This is a genomic window from Paenibacillus sp. Mc5Re-14, from assembly GCF_001049835.1.
GTDB lineage: Bacteria > Bacillota > Bacilli > Paenibacillales > Paenibacillaceae > Paenibacillus > Paenibacillus polymyxa_C.
Genome location: NZ_CVPD01000001.1, coordinates 2,681,361 through 2,700,546, shown reverse-complemented (window position 1 = coordinate 2,700,546; position 19,186 = coordinate 2,681,361). Strand labels below are relative to the sequence as shown.

The window sequence follows — 19,186 nt, the reverse complement described above, 5'->3', positions numbered from 1 at the left end:
TTGAAGCCTGAAGTTAAAAATCAACTCACAAAGGAGCTTATGCATGTTGAAAAAGTTAGGATTAACTGCATTGATTCTGGTGACTAGCCTCTCCGTTATGGGAACAGGTTGGGCCGCATCCAGTACAACAACCATTGAAGTCTCTAAAACCGCTGTAGATTACAACATTGCTCGTCCTTCAAGCGATGGTGCTTTCCATGATGGCTTATTGGCCGCTGAAACATCTACCGGAAACCTTGTGTATTACAATACCAAAGGACAAAAAGCCTTCTCTCTTCCCGCCGAGCTTAAACCTATTGGTGATTTTCAAGAGCAACGAGCTGTAGTCAAAAATACAAAAACCAATCTCTATGGATACATTAATACCAAAGGGACACTGGTTATTCCTTGCCAATATACCGAAGCCAATGTCTTTTCCGAAGGCAAAGCCAAGGTCACAATAGCAGACACCAAAGAAAATGCAATTATAGATCGAACGGGAAAAATCCTTTCTCATTTTAAAGAAAATGTGGATTCAGAATATGTATTTACAGACGGTCTGGCTCTTGCCTATGCCCCTAACACTGGGAAGGTTGGTTTTGTGAATGCTTCCGGTAAACTAGCGATTCCTTATCAATATAAATACAGCCGTAGTTTCTCGAATGGCTTGGCTATTGTTCAAAATAGCAAGGGGCTATACGGTTATATCAATACGGCAGGCAAAGAAGTCATTCCACCTCAATACAAATCCGGCGGAGACTTCTCGGAAGGATTGGCCCCAGTACAAAATGCCAAGGGTAAATGGGGATTCATCAATAAACAGGGAAAAGTCGTGATTCCCTTTAAATTTACGGATGCACAGGATTTTAGCGAGGGTCTGGCCAGTGTGAAAAATGCGAAAAATGAAGTTGGGTTTATTGATAAAACCGGAACATTGGTCATTAAATATCAACAAAAATATGACGTTACATCTCCATTCAAGGAAGGCATTGCTTTAGTCGGTAAACAAGCAAACTCATCCGTTTCGGACGGAAAATTCGGATACATCAATCGCCAAGGTCAACTGCTGACCAAGCTTGCATACAGATCGGAATCTTCTTCCTTCTCTAATGGTTATGCTGTTGCTTTTATCAAGCCAGGCAAAGCCTTCATTGTATCTAAACATTCTGTTTCAAAATAAAAAACAACCCTGGAGGCAGATCGAATGGATCTGCTTCCAGGGTTGTTTAGATTGCCAATATCTCAAACCACTTAGTCGTGTGTATAGAATTTTACGCCAAGCAGATCAGCTGCCACCCAAGAATAATTAATAGTATTACTGTTGTAATTTTTGGTCCCCGCCTGAGCGATCTGTACTTCTTTCAAGATCGTGATCGATGATCCCTTCGGTCTGACGACTACGACATGACCATGTCCGTCCGCTTTTTTGATCCCGATGGTAGGGTACCCGAGATTTGCTCTTTTTTGAGCATCCTGAAAAGTTACAGAGGACCAGCCTGGCGCCTTTTTATTCAGTAAAGCATCAGCCATTTGATTGGCTAAGCCACCTGGCAAGGAAGCCGACATCGCAGCCATCACATCTTGCGCGAAAATATTACATTTTGTTCCACCTACCGGTGAATACTTTTTGTTCGTTTCTACCTTAAAACCGTCAATTACAGATGCGTATGTGCTTGCACTTCTAGCCATTGAAAATTCCCCCTGAATATAAGTTGTAGAGGAAATGACGGAGTCGCTTAAACATCTGAATGGCTCCACATTCAATTGATGTTGGCTTCAATTCCCTCTCAACTATTAGGGTGATTTCCGGCTTACTTTAACAACGCAATACCACAGAAAATGAACTTTTTTTATATTTTCTATTCAGATTCCATTCACAGTGATAACCAGGGCTTTTGCTTGATTAATCATCACTTAGTTGAAGGCTTTCTTCACTAATTACGGTTGGAACGATAAGCTCAGGAGTAGTCGCAGGCTTAGCGGGTGTAAAATAGTCTGCAACCCCCACCATTACAGCAATGCCAATAAAGAGGACGATCCAATTATGATTCTTTTTCATCATCTGTACCTCTCATTCTTCACTGCGCCCGTTCAGCCACTTGAACCAGTGGAGCAAATGACTGAATCGGTATTCATGCTGGGAAGCATACGTCCATACCTCTGGCTCTTCACCAGGTTCCCTCCAGACGAGCATGGAAAAGTGACCTTCTTTCTCGCTTGCAACCGACAGCAGCGAAAGACGATCATCCCCGAATCGGTAAGGGGCCGATTCTACCCAGTAATTTCGCATATCGCTGATCCAGCTGCGAAAATGCTGTGTACCTACGATTCGCAGCACTTCATCAGGAAGGAGCAGATGCTCATGGATGTCCTTCCAATCCCCTGCATATTGGTACCGCGCTGCCAACATTGGACTGAGCGGTCTCACTTTGCCTAGAGCTAACGTAGGGATGCAGGTGACGGGAACGACCGGGCCAATACGCTGGATAGCATAATCACGGGCTTCCTCCTCACTCATCCCGTAGGACATAGCCTCCACGAGAAAATCATTCCGCCTTACACCAAATTGATACTGATACTGTGACATTTCATCCTGTAGCTCCAATACCATATCCTGTGTCGTATCTGTTCCGATCATTCCCAAACACCTCTCATTCCAAAATATAGTCGTGCAATTCCTGTTGCGCTCGATACTTAGCCCAATTGAATTCTGGCCAATTCGATTCTTCTCTCGTCATGCTCATCAAGCGGGTTTGTAAAAACTCATCCAGCGCTCCATGTTCCTTACGGCTAAAATCAATCAGCAGTGGAATCGCGTCCGCTGATAGCTCACTCAAATATTCCTTGTCTATCACCGATGTTGTACGATACCGTTCGAGATTATTTTCAGCTATCCGTACATCAATGCCCACATAATTCACGACGACATAGGCGATTAGAGCGAGTACAATATAATATTTCGCCAGTGGAAGCTGGCGGACATGAATGCGCACAGCTGCAACGAGCAGCAACAGGCCTAGAAAAATCATAAATGCGTGTACCAGATAGCGGATATACGTATAGCCGTATGCTTCTTCGTACATGACCAGCCGGGTATATCCCGAGTACAGCATCACACCCGAACAACCAACGAGTATGTACAGCAGGCCACTGTTCAATGTTTGCACTATACCTGAGCCGAATTCAGTCCACTTCAATACACTGATCATCAGCACAAAGTTGATACCTGTTACCATAACCAGCTCCCCGAATCCTCTTCTCGCATATTCAGCATACGAGGTTCCTTCTGGCAAAGCTCCTTCCCATGCACCAAACAGATATCCGAACTGCAGCACGACGAACACAACATACACCAGATTCATGACAATCAGCACTGTAGCGGTAATGACAGGATCAAACTTGATCGCGACCGGCTCGTGGTAAGGTACTGCTGCTACTGGCTGAGCCTCTCTCTCCGTATTCCGCGGAGCAGGCTGTACAAATCCCCACAAGTAACAGAAAAAACAGAAGGTAAAAAAGCAGGTCCAGATCAGCCGCGGCAAACCACTCCCAAAGGTCAATGTGCCAATCCATGCGGGTATGCCAGATAACAACTTTTCGAACATCCCGTCTGCCGAAGCCAGCAGAGATATAATAATGAGTAGCAACGGCAAGGCAATAAGTAGACCGATTATCACTTTACCCAATACACGCTTACGCTCATCCTTTACATTCCGAAAGGCTGCCGTCTTAAACATCCGAAACGGGGTCACGATATGGCGAAAATTTTGATAAAACCAATGGCTTAGCGCCTGACCAATAATACCGATTTCCGACCAACCATGCCTTTTTTCCCCGAACAGCAACACCATATGCACGCTAATCAGAGCAGCTATAGCCAGGGCATTTAACACATAGAAGATCGGGTTATCGAACAGCACATATGTCAGTGCCAGCATCATAATGACCACGAACAGCAGACGTCCTATCCATGAAACGGGCCGGCAACGATCTCGATTAAAGGAATACATATACACGTAAAATACAATAACAAAAATAGGCATAGACACGCCCAGCCCATGTCCGAAGAACAGATATTGATGAACCAGCGCCAACACAATGGCGCCAGCAAAGGCGGACAACAACGACGCTTTCGGCAAAGACGATCCACTCATCTTGTCATGCATGGTAAATACCTCCACAACTATGCTTTATAACCCTTATTGTAGATGATAAAATAAGAAGATAAAGAGAAATTAATTGAAATAAAATTTCCTATTTTATAAAAGCAGTTACGCTTTTACTCAAGCATAGGGGAAACGGAGCATTCCTGAATGAAACTTCACGCCCAATTTTTACGGCTTCACTCCCACGCAGCTGACGACAGGGACGAGAACTATACCATAGAGACTACACTGGATGAGCTGGCGGCTATTTTTGACTGCACCCACCGCAACGCCTTGATGATCATTCAGAAAATGGAGCAGCACGACTGGATACAATGGACTCCCCGCCGAGGCAGAGGCCGCCGTTCCAGTCTACGCTTCCTCATTCAGCCGGAAGACATTGCCGTGCAATCCATGATGCAAGCCATAGACCGCCATGATATCAAACGCGCACTGGATGAAATCCGAGCTCATTCACGCTCCTCCACCATGCAGGAGCATTTACAAGGCTGGCTGCTGAATTATTTCGGGCATCACGCAGAGGTGCGCAGTGATCAGCAGCAGATCGACACGCTGCGTCTGCCTATTCGCCAGCAGCTCTATACGCTGGACCCGTTGTACTTGAACTGGCTCGCCGAGTCCTTCGTATCCAGCCATGTTTTTGACGGGCTGGCCCGCCGGGCGAACGAGAGCGGCGAGATTTTGCCCGGACTGGCGCACGCTTGGGAAGTGGACACTACTCGTACGCAGTGGACTTTTTTCCTGCGTAAAGAAGTGCTGTTTCATAACGGCAAAATACTGACCGCAGAAGACGTCGTTTATACCTTTGAGCGACTGAGCCGGGCGCCGGGAAGGAGACTTTACCATTTTATCGTCCGGCAAATTCAGCACGTTCAGGCGTTGAGTCCGACGATGGTACGCTTTGTACTAAAGGAGCCGAACGAGCTATTTCTATCCTTCCTGTGTACCAGCCGGGCTGCAATTGTACCGCGTGAGCTTAATCAGGTGGGTGAAGCCGCATTTGGCGTCCGTCCTATCGGTACAGGGGCCTTCAAGGTCACGGAAATGAACGAAAGCCTGTGCCTACTTGAGGCTTTTGCACCTTATTTTCAAGGTCGTGCTCATCTAGATCGGGTGGAAATCGTCCAACTCCCGTGGGCAACTAAGCTGGAATCGTCGGATATGGAAGACACCGCTTCCTCTTTTCACATTATTCATAATCCTATCCTGGCAAGAGACACGGATACCGCATGGAGCCAGATTCACTCGGCAGCTTCGGTGCGCAAATTTATCACATGTAACACACACAAGGACGGACCGCTGCGCAACCCGGAAATACGTGCTCGGATTGTAGCATGTCTGGATCATCGCCCCCTTCCTTCAGCAGTGGATTCATCTAACGCTAACGATTCATGTGTACCACTGGCGGCGTTGCAAATTGCCACCATTCCTGAGTATAGAGCGGATGCAGAACGGGTCGCTGCCCAGCTCGAATCCTGTGGATATACCTGTAACATCGTGGCCGCATCCATGAATGAATTTAAAAGTTCATCGATTCGTATAGAGTCAGACTTAATCATCTTTTCTCTGTTTCGTGACCGTGATGAGCAATTGCGCCTGTTTGATCTGTATCTTAATGTATCCGGACATGTGGAGCCGCATAGCCGCGTGGATATCGAAAGACTGCTGCGCGAAATTGCACGGGAAGCTGATCATACCGTCAGAGCGCAGCAATTTGAACATATCGAAACTCGGCTCATGGATGAGCACCAGCTGCATATCTTATATGAAAAGCCCGTTCAAACGGCATATCTTCCTACTGTACGCGGCGTATCCTTTAACAGCCAGGGCTGGGTGGATCTGCGTCATGTATGGTTTCCGCCTGCCCAGCTCCCAACTCCTCTCACTTGACGGCAAGGACGCTCCTTCAAATGCACTTCCAAATAAAAAAGGTATCCTCTTCTTCATAAGAGAATACCTTTTTTAATGTTATCCAGACCCTCTATGCGAATGGTTCAGGAGATGACAATGCCCATCCCCCCAGCCCATGACTGTGGACATCGCTTGGGTCTTCTATAGGAGGGGTGACGGGTGGAAAATGCAATAGGATAAAAACATTAAATGCGAGCAGAGAAAAAACGATCTTTTTTATCATGGATGTACTCTACCTCTCCAAGTAAGTTTTTATACTCCTCTTTGTCCTCAGAAGTGGCAGTATGCCGATACTTTTCAAATAGTCCTACACATTTGATGGTGACAGGATTACCATTCAGCACGACGGAATAGGAAAGGCTCTCGAGCAGGAATTTCATACCTTTGGAATAACGATGTTTGTTGAGATCGTAACAAGCCATCTCTGCCAAAAATCGTGCATAGAGATCTGCTGACATTTGCTCGGTATAGGTGCCTACCTTGGCATGCTGATCTGCAAATGCCTCAATTTGTTTTTCAAAGTGTTGCAGTACATGATCTACATTAAAATCATAACGGTTAGCCGCTACCATTATTTTATGTAACCCCACTAGAATTTCTCCTTCATTTTTTTCCAAATAATCTACATACTGTGGAATTACATCCAAGCTGCCGGACATCAACTGATACAAATACCCGTTGGCCTCAGCCCAGTTGCTACAAAGAGCCTTCAGACGCCGAGCTTCTTCCGTATCCTCTTGCACCCAGCTCAAATCCGAATACAGGGATACATATTCCAGCGCCTTCTGATAATCCCCGCGCTCATCCCACACCCCGGCTCGCAGCACATAAGAGTATACAATATACATAAATAAAGGACCCTTAGGTTCCCTGCCACGCTCTGATTTTCTGGTATTTCCGTATTTTTGCTCGTATTGTACTTTGGCTTTTTGAGCCATTTTTTCAGCAAACCATTCTACTTTATCCCAACGCCGCAAGGAAGCATACGTATTAGCCAAGTCTCTTAAGGCATCTAATTGGTCTGCTTCACCCAATCGCTCCACAAAGCTTTCAAAATGTGTGGCTGCCCATAAATTCTCATCCTGATCATCGCCAACGGAAATCGTAAATAAACGGTATTGGCAGAGCGCCAGCCGCTCCGAATGTTGATACTTCTCACTTTCCGCGACATTCTTATAAATAATGGCCGCAGCCTCAAACCTACCTTCGCTGAACAATTCCTCCGCTGTCTCAAATAAAGCCGGGGCGTATATGAGATAGTCCATCATAAACTCCACGACTTGCTTAATACAATCCAATTTATTCAGCTCTGCACAGCGATGCAAAAAGGGACGAACCCGTCGCCAATTCGGTGCCGTATTCCGTATAAATTCATCAATGTATAGCTCATAGAGGCTCCCTTCTTCAAGCCCCATGCCTGCAGCAATCCGATCCAGCAACAGCATCGCAATTGGCCGGTTACCGTTGATTATGGCACTGATCGTACCTGCATTAATACCTGTCTTCTCCCCAAACTTACTAATCGTAATTCCTTCTCGTCTGATGTACTGCTCCAGCTCTGCGCGAATAGTGGTTGTTTCCTTCAAATCAGGCACCCCCAGGGATAACTTGCATGATTTCAATACAAAAAAAGAAAATTCCCGTGAATATTCCCTTAATTATACAAAAGAAAGCCCACTTAGCCAACTGCATCAGTACATTTATATCAAAAAATTCAATAATTCTCCGAATTGCCGTATACTACAGAAGGCGAGCTGAACAGCTACACCCAATCGGTCGCAGGAAAGGATACGACAAATGGACAACACCCCAACTATAGAACAACAAATTGCACAATGGATGGTCGCGCAGATCCGTGAAGTGGGCACTTTGAAACAAGAAGATGCCATTGCATATGTACGCTCTGAATATGGAGAGCAGTATGTGTTTATAAGCGAACATGGTCATGTCTCTTTGGAAAAAGAAATCAAAAAGGCATTTCGCAAGCTACATGGTGGCCGAATCGCCTGGGATCGTGATGCATTCCTCTGGGCCTGGACTTAACAAGCAAAAGCATCTGCTATCGGCAGATGTTTTTTTGATGATTTAACCGTAGATCCTCTGGAGTCGGCTAATTTCCTCCTTCACAAACTGTCGGAGTATTGCAGGCTCCACGATTTCAACCCGGCCGATCCAATCCATCGCATCGCGGCAAGCCGCTTCATAGCTATACATGTTAACGGTTACAATGAAGTGACTGCCCTCCTGCACAGACTGAATGATTTCCATCCTTTTCGCTAGTATTCCAGCTTGCTTCTTAGTCGTTCGGATCAGAACAGGATAGTATTCTTTCTCTCTACAAAGCTGCTTAAACGTGCTTTCTTGCCTCATCCAATAATGTTCCAGTGAGAAATCTCCAGGAACCTCAAAGACTTCGGCAGACGGCTGAATCTCTATAATTCTCTCACACTTAAAGGTCCGAATCTCCTGCCCGACTTCACAAAAGGCAATAAGATACCAATCTCCCTTTTTCACCACAAGTCCATAGGGATGTACATCGCGAGAAGAACAAGAGCCGTCAGCTTTCTCATACTGAATAGTTACTTTATAGGACCCCCACACTGCCGCTCTCACGGCTTCCAGGCAAGGAATCGTTACACGTTCCGTCCACCACGGTGTATCATCAAAATAAAACCGCGCTTTGGCTTTCCTAATATCGGACTGATATGGGGCCGGCATCGTCTGTTCCAGTTTGAGCAAAGTATTCTTTAACTTCAAACCCGATTCTGTGGACCCGCCCGTATAAATGCCCATCCCCGTTAAATACAACTGAATGACATCCCCGCCATTCAACTGTTTCAGATTCGCTGTATAACCGTCCATTAAATAAATTCCGCCCTTCGGGCCGGATGCGGTAACAATCGGAACTCCGGCTTCAGCCAGAAGGTCGATATCCCTGTAAATGGAGCGTACAGAGGTTTCCAATGCCAACGCCAATTCCCTGGCTTTCATTCTCCCTCTAGATTCGATACATAATAAAATCGCGATTAGACGATGCAGTCTCACAATCATACCTCCACAATAGATGGTTAACCCGAAATGAAAAGATGATGCAAAGATTGTTGACACCCTGTTGGCAACAATAGGTGTGTATCATAGAAGTAAAGGGGTGTAATGGATGATGAATATTGGAATTTTGGGGACGGGATTCGGCGCGTATCATGCCTCACTGTTAAACAACCATCCCAAGGTAAACAGACTCATTGTATTTGGAAGGAACGAAACCAAGCTGCAAAAATTGAAAGAGGAGCTAAACGTAGAAGTCACACAAAATATAGAGGATATTCTGCTGGATCCGGACGTGGATATCGTCGATCTATGCCTGCCCTCCCACCTGCATAGGTCACATGCCATTGATGCGCTAAAGCACGGGAAGCATGTATTTTGTGAAACACCGGTTTGCTTTCATCTCGAAGACGCTCTTCTTATGCAACAAGCTGAGAAGCAATATGGCAAAAAAATTCTGGTCAACCAGTTCATTAAGTTTGATCCTGCCTATACCTATCTGTACGAGGCTTATCGCCAACAAAAATACGGAAAACTCATTTCCTTGTCCTTGAAAAGAGAAACCCCTCCCTTGTGGGGAGACCTTGGACTAAGCTCCATCCCTACGCAGTTCATGATTCATGAACTGGATTTATTCACCTGGCTATGGGGTCCCTGTGATCCATATACAGTGTGGGGCACAGAGGTAGTCCATCCCGAACAGGCACAGGTTCGGGCTTATTTTCAGCATCGGGATGCCTTCACAGAAGTCATCGCTTCTTCCCATATGCCGAAAAGCTATCCTTTCACGGTGGCCTATGAAGCTTATTTTGAAAAAGCCAAACTGGTATTTCATGAGAGTGACGAAAACGATCCTATACCCACCGCATTATTTGAGTATACCGCATCAGGACAGCAAAAAATCAATCTCGAGTCTGCCAATCCATACGAAAAAAGTTGGGATCATGCACTTGAATGCTTTGGCGGACATGCGGAATGCCTCATTCCCCTGGAGTCGGCCGTACAAGCACTGGAAATGGCCATTGAGATTAAAAACAGGCTGGAGCAGGCTCGGCGTTAGCCGGTATGTAGCTGGCACCTACGGAAATCAGCTTCCTATCAGGAAGCTGTATCCGCAGGCAAGGACACTTCGTCCGCGTAGTTCGTTGCCATAATCTTGGCTACCCCGGCCGGGTCTGTCGTCTGTCCCAACGCCCACATCATTTTCGTCACCAGCGCTTCCGTTGTCATGTCATAGCCCGGAATAACACCCTTCTCCAGTACCTTCTGACCTACCTCATAAATCGTCAGGTCCCCGCCCTCATAAGGACATTGAGTTGTGACGACAATACTCATACCGTCCTTCATCAGCTCCTCAATTTTGCTAATGAGGCTTCTTTCTTTAAAAGGCACGCCCCCCATGCCAAAGCCCTCAATGACGATACCTTTATAGCCCAAACTCTGAATAGCATCGAAAATCGCGGGATTCGTACCTGGAATCAGCCTGAGCAGAAATACTTCAGCAGCATACCCGTCATTGTATGGGTGACGAACGGTATCACGATTTGCAAATACACCCTCCGTATAGACCACCTTGCCGTTCTCCACGAGACCTATGTACGGATAGTTAATACTCTCAAAAGCGTTATAGCTGCGTGTTCTGATTTTCGAGCTGCGACTACCGTTGATAATTTTGCCATTAAACACGACAAAAACCCCTGCCACCTCGCCACATGCGGTCAGGAATGAGTCAATTACATTTTTTTTGGAATCACTGTGCTCGGCCAATATGGATACCTGCGAACCTGTCACCACAACGGGTTTGTCCACAGTCCCCAACATGAAGCTCAGGGCTGAAGCTGTGTAAGCCATCGTATCCGTGCCATGGGCAATAACAATACCGTCGTATTGATCGAGCGAACGATGTACCATCCGAGCGATGGAAGCCCAATCCTCTGGTTGTGTATTGGTGCTATCAATGCTCATCAGATTGCAGGCATCAATCTCGCAAATTTCCTGAAGCTCCGGAATTTCAGCCAAAATATTTTCAGCCGATTGGGTTGGAGTCAGGCCGTTTTCCTGATAGGAGGAAGAAATTGTTCCTCCGGTATTAATGAACAGAACCTTTTTCATTTGCCAATGTTCCTTCCCGATTACAACTTCACTTTATTGTTCTTAGAATTTATCATGAATAAGGGTGATTAGCTACTTTGCAAAGGAAAATAACTTCGAATGTAAGGCTAAAAAAGCACGACAAAACAAGCGCCGACTTTCCTGCCTCCCGCGACTTGTTTAGCGTGTTTTTACGATAGTTGCAATGAATCTACAGCACTGCACATACCTTTAACCCATTCACGTACTTTTATGGCGATGCTGGTTGCTCCAGTAACGTTCTTTGCCCCAAAGCTTTGCCCAGGAATTGCCGTGTCCGTTCTTCCTTCGGATGATTGAAAAACTGCTCCACCGGCCCCTGTTCCACAATAGCACCATGCTCCATCAGCACGACCCGATCCGCTACATCCCTTGCAAAACCAAGCTCATGCGTGACAATAATCATCGTATTGCCTTCACTCGCCACCTTTTGAATCACGGACAGTACTTCATCCACCAGCTCAGGATCAAGTGAGGAGGTCGGCTCATCGAACAACAACACCTGCGGATTCAGCGCCAAAGCGCGGGCAATCGCAACACGCTGCTGCTGTCCACCCGAAAGCTGGGCAGGATAATAGGTCATACGATCCTTTAACCCGACCTTTTCCAAAATGCCTTCACTGATCTCCCTTGCCTGCTTGCGATCCATCTTTTTCACACTGGTCAGACCAATCATCACATTGTGGAGTGCATTCAAATTTTTAAACAACTGATATTGCTGAAATACCATTGCCGTTGCCATCCGCAATCCGAGAATGTCCTTTTTTCCGGCCTTGGCCGCATCTACCTTCAGATCGTCAATTTCAATGATACCGCTGGTCGGCTGTTCCAAAAAATTAATGCTGCGCAGCAGTGTAGACTTCCCCGATCCGCTTGGCCCCAGGATGACCACGACTTCTCCCTTGCCCACCGTCAGGTCTATGCCCTTTAACACATGATGCTGCCCAAAATGCTTATGAATTTGATGAAGTTGAATCATGCCCTTATTCACTTCTTTCGTATATTCGGATACGCTTCTCCAGCACAACAAGCCCGCGCTCAATAATGATGCACACCAACCAGTAGATCAAAGACACCGCAACATATACCTCAAAAAAAGCCAACGCTCGCGCGCCCATAATTTTGGCCTGTCCCATCATATCGACGACACCAATCATAAAAATAAAAGATGTATCCTTCACTGTACTGATCAGTGTGTTTCCCAAATTGGGCAAAGCCACCGTTAGCGCCTGCGGCAACACAATTTTGAGCATAATCTGTGTTTGGCTCATGCCGATGGAATTGGCAGCCTCAAATTGTCCCCGATCGACTGAATGAATCGCTGCCCGGAATGTCTCCGACAAATATCCTCCAAGGTTCAACGAAAATGAAAGCAACGCAAACAGCTCGGGCGGAATGACATAGACATTGAATTCCTGCAAGAAGCCATATTCGCTCTGAAAATAATACAAAAACTTGGGTATTCCGTAATATACGAGAAACAGCTGTACAATGAGCGGTGTTCCCCGGATGTACGAGACATACAACGTAGACAAGGGCGCCAAGACAGGCACCTTGTATATCCGGATTAAGGCCGTAGCCAACCCGATGATCGCACCCAGCAGCATGGAGACAAACGCAATCCATAATGTAACAGGGAGATACTCCACGATCTGGGGAAGGCTTTTCAGCATATAATCTAAATCAAACAGCTTTTCCATAGGAACCCCACTCTACTTTTTACATTGTTATTACTGAGGAATAAATTCTCCGCCTGTCCACTGTTCAGACAATTTTTTCAGTGTTCCGTCCGCTTTAAGCTCTTTAATAATCGGGTCGATTTTAGCTTTCAGCTCCTCACCCTGCTTATCCTTTTTGAACACTAGGTTGATATTATCGCTTTGCACAGGCTCGCCCACAGCTTCCACCTGCAAGCCTTCCTTCTTGATCGTTGCTGCGGCCATCACTGGATCATTCACATAAGCATCCACTCGGCCATTTTGCACGTCTTGGAGGTTATCGGACGAAGTGCCTGTATCGTTATATTTTAAAATAATTTTGTTCCCGTTCTTCGCATTATACTGCTCTAGTAACTGCGTATAGGAATCCCCTACCGAGGCGGCTACCTTCTTGCCTTCCAAATCCTTGAGAGAATGGATATCCGTTCTACCCTTTTTCACAATAATAACCGACTGAGCGGAGAAATAGGACTCATCCGAGAACAGATACTTCTTCTCACGCTCCGGATTTTTGGCAACTTCATCTGCGATGATCTGAACTTTATTCGCATCCAGCGCAAGGAATATCGCATCCCAGCCCGAAGGTACAAATTCAATCTTATAGCCGTCCAGCTTCTTATCGATCTCCTTGACTACTTCCACATCGTATCCGGTCAGCTCGTTTTTATCATTCGTAAAAGCAAACGGCGGGTAGTCATTTTGTGTCCCCACATAGAGTACCTTATCTCCTGATGCCGCTTCCTTCGAGGAACATCCACTCAAAGCACCCGTTAATAACACAAGAGATAGGCCAATCGCTGCTACTAAAGCAGATTTCTTCATAAGTGATATCCCCTTTTGAAATCCAAGTAATTTACTATGATTTTATATTATAACGAGTTATTCAAATAATACAACTAGCAAATTTCATTTCGATTATCTAACCAGATATTGCACAAAAAAAGACCCTTGCGGGTCAGTTGTTATTCATGAAGTGGAAGACGGTCTGCAGGGTGCTCCGGCAAAATGGACGAAATTAAACGTTGCACAGCCGGGTGAGCAGATTCAAAAATCTGATCTTTCTTATCACAGTGCTCGATTAATCTCCCCTGTTCCATCACAGCAATGCCATCACAGACGGCGTAAGCCGCTCGAATATCATGCGTGATAAACAGATATGACAATCCAAATGAAGTTTTCAGCTCTTCCAACAGGGATAAAATGCGCATCTGATGAACCATATCCAGACTGCTGACGGACTCATCCAGCACGATCAGCTTGGGTCTGAGCGCAATCGCCCGTGCAATATTAATCCGCTGTAATTGTCCACCGCTGAATTGGTGCGGATATTTATTTCGATCCTCCGGCTTGAGACCCACCCGCTCCAGCAGGCCTTCTACCGTTCTTTTTTGTTCCTGCACTGATAACCGCTCGTAATTATCCAAAGGCTCTCCGACAATCTGTCCGGCGGTCATGCGAGGGTTTACAGCAGAATAGCAGTCCTGGAATACAACCTGCATATCCCGTCGCAATCCCCTGCGTACTTGAGGACTTCCATTATAGATGTCCTGCCCCTGAAACAGTACCTGACCCTCCTGCGGCTTCTCCAGCCCCAGAATAACCTTGCCCAGCGTGCTCTTCCCCGCTCCGCTGGTTCCCAGCAGTCCCAGACAAAATCCGCTCTCTATGGTAAGCGACACATCAGTGAGCACAGGGAGACGTGATTCGGAGCGGCCCAGCCATTTGCGCTTTCTATAGCTATGAGTTACTTCCTTCACTTGCAGCACACGCATTCGCTCCCCCTTTGAAAGTATCCAACAGGCAACTAATCTCCCTACTGATTTATGCCCTGAAGGGACAACTTAGGTCTGGCCTGCAGCAGCATTTTCGTATATTCATGCTGTGGCTGGTCGAACAACTGAAAAACCTCTGCCTGCTCAACAATACGTCCCCGCTGCATCACTGCCACTTCATCCGCCATTTGGGAGATGACACCCAGATCATGCGAGATCAGCAAAATAGACGTGTCATATTCCATACGCAAGCGATCCAACTCTCTCAGCACCTGTAGCTGATTGACCACATCGAGTGCCGTTGTCGGTTCATCCGCAATAACCACTGCTGGTCGCAGGCACATGGAAATGGCGATCATGACCCGTTGCAGCATCCCGCCACTCAACTGAAACGAATAACGCTTCATCAGCTTGGCTGGATCAGGCAGATTCATATTTTCCAGAGCCGTTATGGCAAGATCGCGCGCCTGTTGTTTGGTTAATCCGGTATGCGCGCGGATCGTTTCCATAAACTGATCCCCAATCGTATATACTGGCGTAAAAGCTCTCATCGGATTTTGCATAATAAAAGCGATTTCCTTGCCCCGAATGCGGCGCATCTCCTCAGTTGTCATTCCGTTCAACTCACGACCGTTCAGACGGACACTGCCTTCCACATCCATCGTCTGGCGATCCAGTAACTGGAGAAGCGCGTTACAGGTTACTGTTTTGCCGCTCCCACTCTCGCCGACAAGACCCAGAACCTGCCCCTTTTTCAGTTCAAAATGGATAGGCTCTAGTAGAGATACCGCCCCTGCATCAGTTTTGAGCTTTACCTGCAAGCCGCTGACCTCCAGCACCTGCGTCTTGGCCGTGTCATCCATCGTTGTCCCCACTCCTGTTTTACTGACGTTTGGCAATCCCGTATCGGTCGGACAGCGTCTCCCCCAATATATTGAAGGCCATCACCACCACCAGAATCATGATACCCGGATAAATCATTAATTCCGGATGACTGCGGATGTATCCCGTTCCCTCATGAATCATGGCTCCCCATTCAGGAGTCGGCGGCTGGATACCTAGACCAAGGAATGACAACGCGGAGATATCCATAATCGCCCAGCCCATCTCCAGCGTACCAATGACCACAATCGGCCGCAGCACATTTGGAATGATGTGCCGCCGGATAATGGCCCCTGAGGAGGAGCCGCTAATCCTTGCGGCCGCTATAAAATTCTGCTCTTTCAGACTGACGACCATATTGCGGCACATTCGGGCATAGTACACCCACTGCACCAGCATCAAGGCAAACAGCACCTGCATGAGACCCGGCCCAAAAATACCGACAATGCCGAGCACAAGCACCAAGTTGGGAAACGCCATAATGCCTTCGCAAAACCGCATCAGTACACTATCGACCCAACCGCCCAAATAACCTGCAACTGATCCAATCACAACACCGATGCTAAGCGAGGACAGGAAAATTAATGTCGCAAAGCCAAGCGAAATTCGTGCTCCATACAGCAGCCGGGATAGATTACACCGACCCAGATGATCCGTTCCCAGCCAATACTCTTTTGAAGGGCCTTCCAGCTTATGCAGTAAATTGACCTTAACGGGATCATGGGGAGCCAGCCACGGAGCCAGCGCCATTATGATAAAAAGGGCTGCCAGCACGACAGAGCAAACCACGATTACCTTTTGATCCTTGAACATTTTACGCAACCTTATCATCACTGCTCTGCTCGTCCCTTCGAGGAAATTCGGGGGTCCATATACAACTGCACCAGATCAACGAGCAAATTGCATACGATGAACAGGCATGCCGCCAAAAAAACATAGCATTGTATGACAGGAATATCCCGGTTAAAAATGGCCTCCACAAAATAACGGCCAAACCCGGGCCATGAAAACACCTGCTCCACAATAATCGTTCCGGTCAGCAACTTGCCCAGATTCATGCCCATACTTGTTATTAGCGGAGTCATAGCCATTTTGAGTATGTGCTTGAGCATAATCACCCGCTCGCGTATTCCTCTGGTTCTGGCATACTGTACATACGTTTCCTGAAGCTGTTCCAGCACACTGGATCGCAACAGACGCGTATATAAAGCAATCAGAACCAGCGACAGAGTCAACGTCGGTAACACCAGATGCTGCCACGTTCCCCGGCCCTCTACAGGTAGCCAGTCCAATCGGACAGAGAAAAAGAAGATTAACAAATATCCCAGCCAGAACTGGGGAATAGATGCCCCGAAATACGAAATCCCCCGACTCAGCATGTCGATCCAGCCATTTTTACGCATCGCCGCCAACACACCCAACGGGATGCTCACCAGTATAGATAGTGCCATGCTGCTTAAGGCCAGCTCCACAGTGGCAGGCAATCGAGCCTTCACCTCACCCCACACTGGCTTGTTGGTCAGATACGAAGTACCAAAGTCCAACCGACTGATTCTTTGAATTGTATGCATATACTGTGTCAGCAATGGCTGATCCAGTCCGAACTCATGTCTTTTCTGCTCCAGAACTTCCGGGGTAGGATAAATATGGGCAGCCGTCAAGTAAGCTTCAGCCGGATCAACCGGTGAAATGTGAATGAGTGCAAAAGTAACGAGGGTGGCAAAGAGAACAATAGGAATGACCGCTACCATTCGCTTCCCGATATAGCTAATCATAAGTTGTCCTCCTATTCTGTAAATTAACGTTACCTCACCGTTTCAGTTACTTTCCAATTTCAATTCCCTCAAATGGATTTTCATCCCGATTAGCTGGGAAAACAAAGTTAGTAATCTTCTTCTGATACACTGCCGTTTTCTTAATATACGAAATAGGCACAATGGCAGATTGCTCTTGGAGCGTCTTCAAAATCGAAGCATACAGTTCTTGACGCTTGGTTTCATCTGTCGATGAAAGTGCTTCGTGTACTTGCTGATCCAGATCCTTCTTCATGGGAAGGGCGCTCAGCACCTCAGAAATTCCGAAGCTCTTCTTGGCAATAACATTAATAAAGGAATGCGGATCATAAGGCGCACCATAGTTGTACCAGAAATACAGATCAAACTGGTTGGATCTAAGCCGCTTGATTTGAACCGTCAACTCCAGTCCGGTCAGATTCACTTTGACACCCAGCTCTCCCCATTCGGCCTGAATGGTTTCAGCCATCGCCTTTTGGATCGGATCGGTCTTGTCGAAAATCAGCTCAAAATCCAGCTGTTGTCCGTCTTTCTCCCGTATTGTGCCGCCTGCGGGCAGCTTCCAGCCAGCCTCATCCAACAATGCCTTGGATTTTTCCACATCATAGCCTATTGGCTGTAAGTCCACATTTGTATATGGGTAGTTTTTGGATAAAACCGTATCCGCTGTTTCCTCCAGCCCTGAGGTTACGCCTTCCACCATCGCCTGCTTGTTAAATCCATGCTGGAGTGCCAGACGTACCCGAAGGTCTGCCAGCTTCGGATTGGACGAGTTGAGCAACAGGCTTCTTGTGCCAACAGGCTCGGATAGCGTAGTAACATACTGATTCGTGTCGCGAAGCTGTTTGAAAGCATCCAGGCTAATAACACCCTCTCCATAAATCAGATCCAGGTCGCCTTTTTCAAAGGCCATTACACGTGTTTCACCATCGGGAATAATTTTGACCGTAATTTTGTCCACCTTCGGTGCAGTACCCCAATAATTCGGATTACGCTTAAAGGTTGCATACTCATCCTGCTTGTATTCATCCAGCATCCAAGGTCCTGTACCTACAGGTTTCTTAATTCCTTTGGACGTATCTCCATCATCCGGGAACCCGGCTTCACCCAAAAACCGGAACGGGCGAACGACAGACAGATCCTGAAGAACCGGGTAGTATGGCTCTTTGAGCGTCATTCGGAACGTACTGTCATCTACAGCTTCAGTTTTGTCGAGAACGCCTACTATACCAAGCCAGCTATGCGTTTTCTCATTTTTCATAATAGCGTCAAAGTTCTTTTTGACAATCGCTGCATTAAATAGCGTTCCATCGGAAAATTTCACACCTTTACGCAGCTTAAACGTATATGTCTTGCCGTCCTTGGATATGGTCCAAGATTCAGCCAAAGCAGGCTCCAGCTTGCCTCCTTGCTTGTAGCTGACTAACGGCTCATAAATCATGGATTGTGCAAAAAGTTGGGAAGGGTTGTATACGTGAGGATTCATTGTACCAATATCCCGTGGCCACGATAGCGTGATCGACTTTTCATTGGCAGCTCCGTTAGTAGAGGTGGATGCAGGTGTGTTCTCCTGCTTCGCGCAGCCCAGAATAACGGATAATAAGAGGAGCGTCACCAACATAAGGGTGGCAGTCTTGCGGTGTCGAACGGACATCAATGTATTTCCCCTTTTCTATATATGTGATAATGATTATCATAATCATATTTAGAATAGGTACCACATTATATTTTGTCAACAATATTCGGCAAGCAGAGCTATTATTTATTTTGAATTTGTATAATATTAAATT

General features: G+C 46.6%; 19 protein-coding genes. 4 read left to right on the top strand and 15 right to left on the bottom strand.

Annotation, left to right across the window (positions count from 1 at the left end; all coding sequences use genetic code 11):
- Positions 1-43: 43 nt before the first annotated feature.
- Positions 44-1,159, top strand: coding sequence for a WG repeat-containing protein (locus tag BN1546_RS12295; RefSeq protein ID WP_090737699.1), 1,116 nt, complete (start codon positions 44-46; stop codon positions 1,157-1,159).
- Positions 1,160-1,230: 71 nt separating this feature from the next.
- Here BN1546_RS12295 and BN1546_RS12290 read toward each other — a convergent pair whose 3' ends face one another.
- The 4 genes from BN1546_RS12290 to BN1546_RS12280 form a co-directional block, all read right to left on the bottom strand.
- The gene (locus BN1546_RS12290; protein ID WP_090737698.1) at positions 1,231-1,668 is read right to left on the bottom strand and encodes a hypothetical protein; all 438 of its coding nucleotides are present in this window, start codon (positions 1,666-1,668) and stop codon (positions 1,231-1,233) included.
- A 214-nt stretch (positions 1,669-1,882) separates the two neighbouring features.
- The gene (locus tag BN1546_RS27305) at positions 1,883-2,041 is read right to left on the bottom strand and encodes a hypothetical protein (RefSeq protein ID WP_176702310.1); all 159 of its coding nucleotides are present in this window, start codon (positions 2,039-2,041) and stop codon (positions 1,883-1,885) included.
- 9 nt (positions 2,042-2,050) lie between these two features.
- Complete coding sequence (locus BN1546_RS12285; RefSeq protein WP_040102562.1) at positions 2,051-2,617, bottom strand: hypothetical protein; 567 nt, start codon at positions 2,615-2,617, stop codon at positions 2,051-2,053.
- A 13-nt stretch (positions 2,618-2,630) separates the two neighbouring features.
- Positions 2,631-4,145, bottom strand: coding sequence for a DUF4153 domain-containing protein (locus BN1546_RS12280; RefSeq protein ID WP_040102561.1), 1,515 nt, complete (start codon positions 4,143-4,145; stop codon positions 2,631-2,633).
- Between the two features lie 147 nt (positions 4,146-4,292).
- Here BN1546_RS12280 and BN1546_RS12275 point away from each other — a divergent pair, with 147 nt between their 5' ends.
- A complete protein-coding gene (locus BN1546_RS12275; RefSeq protein WP_090737696.1) occupies positions 4,293-6,035 on the top strand; it encodes an ABC transporter substrate-binding protein in 1,743 nt (580 codons plus the stop codon).
- 206 nt (positions 6,036-6,241) lie between these two features.
- On the opposite strand, the gene BN1546_RS12270 is transcribed toward BN1546_RS12275, so the two are convergent.
- Positions 6,242-7,642, bottom strand: a complete 1,401-nt coding sequence (locus BN1546_RS12270; protein WP_090737694.1) for a helix-turn-helix transcriptional regulator — start codon at positions 7,640-7,642, stop codon at positions 6,242-6,244.
- A 211-nt stretch (positions 7,643-7,853) separates the two neighbouring features.
- On the opposite strand from BN1546_RS12270, the gene BN1546_RS12265 reads away from it, so the two are divergent.
- A complete protein-coding gene (locus tag BN1546_RS12265; protein WP_013373729.1) occupies positions 7,854-8,099 on the top strand; it encodes a DUF6953 family protein in 246 nt (81 codons plus the stop codon).
- A gap of 42 nt (positions 8,100-8,141) precedes the next feature.
- On the opposite strand, the gene BN1546_RS12260 is transcribed toward BN1546_RS12265, so the two are convergent.
- Positions 8,142-9,101 carry a helix-turn-helix transcriptional regulator gene (locus BN1546_RS12260; RefSeq protein WP_090737692.1) on the bottom strand — a complete coding sequence of 320 codons (960 nt, stop codon included), beginning with the start codon at positions 9,099-9,101 and terminating at the stop codon, positions 8,142-8,144.
- Between the two features lie 112 nt (positions 9,102-9,213).
- Here BN1546_RS12260 and BN1546_RS12255 point away from each other — a divergent pair, with 112 nt between their 5' ends.
- Entirely contained in the window at positions 9,214-10,161 is a 948-nt protein-coding gene (locus BN1546_RS12255; RefSeq protein WP_090737690.1) for a Gfo/Idh/MocA family protein, read from the top strand.
- A 38-nt stretch (positions 10,162-10,199) separates the two neighbouring features.
- Here BN1546_RS12255 and BN1546_RS12250 read toward each other — a convergent pair whose 3' ends face one another.
- The 9 genes from BN1546_RS12250 to nikA form a co-directional block, all read right to left on the bottom strand.
- The gene (locus tag BN1546_RS12250; RefSeq protein WP_044786650.1) at positions 10,200-11,213 is read right to left on the bottom strand and encodes an asparaginase; all 1,014 of its coding nucleotides are present in this window, start codon (positions 11,211-11,213) and stop codon (positions 10,200-10,202) included.
- A gap of 229 nt (positions 11,214-11,442) precedes the next feature.
- Complete coding sequence (locus BN1546_RS12245) at positions 11,443-12,210, bottom strand: amino acid ABC transporter ATP-binding protein (RefSeq protein WP_090737688.1); 768 nt, start codon at positions 12,208-12,210, stop codon at positions 11,443-11,445.
- Between the two features lie 4 nt (positions 12,211-12,214).
- The gene (locus BN1546_RS12240; protein WP_090737686.1) at positions 12,215-12,931 is read right to left on the bottom strand and encodes an amino acid ABC transporter permease; all 717 of its coding nucleotides are present in this window, start codon (positions 12,929-12,931) and stop codon (positions 12,215-12,217) included.
- A gap of 30 nt (positions 12,932-12,961) precedes the next feature.
- Entirely contained in the window at positions 12,962-13,771 is an 810-nt protein-coding gene (locus BN1546_RS12235) for a transporter substrate-binding domain-containing protein (RefSeq protein ID WP_013373735.1), read from the bottom strand.
- A 140-nt stretch (positions 13,772-13,911) separates the two neighbouring features.
- Positions 13,912-14,721, bottom strand: coding sequence for a nickel import ATP-binding protein NikE (gene nikE / locus BN1546_RS12230; protein WP_013373736.1), 810 nt, complete (start codon positions 14,719-14,721; stop codon positions 13,912-13,914).
- A gap of 41 nt (positions 14,722-14,762) precedes the next feature.
- Positions 14,763-15,584: a nickel import ATP-binding protein NikD gene (nikD, locus tag BN1546_RS12225; protein WP_090737684.1), complete on the bottom strand. Its 822-nt coding sequence runs from the start codon at positions 15,582-15,584 to the stop codon at positions 14,763-14,765.
- Between the two features lie 19 nt (positions 15,585-15,603).
- A complete protein-coding gene (gene nikC / locus BN1546_RS12220) occupies positions 15,604-16,434 on the bottom strand; it encodes a nickel ABC transporter permease subunit NikC (RefSeq protein WP_090737682.1) in 831 nt (276 codons plus the stop codon).
- Positions 16,434-17,378 carry a nickel ABC transporter permease subunit NikB gene (gene nikB / locus BN1546_RS12215; protein WP_090737680.1) on the bottom strand — a complete coding sequence of 315 codons (945 nt, stop codon included), beginning with the start codon at positions 17,376-17,378 and terminating at the stop codon, positions 16,434-16,436. The genes nikC and nikB overlap by 1 nt, the downstream gene beginning before the upstream one ends.
- Positions 17,379-17,424: 46 nt before the next feature.
- Positions 17,425-19,050 carry a nickel ABC transporter substrate-binding protein gene (gene nikA / locus BN1546_RS12210; RefSeq protein WP_090737678.1) on the bottom strand — a complete coding sequence of 542 codons (1,626 nt, stop codon included), beginning with the start codon at positions 19,048-19,050 and terminating at the stop codon, positions 17,425-17,427.
- Between the last annotated feature and the right edge of the window lie 136 nt (positions 19,051-19,186).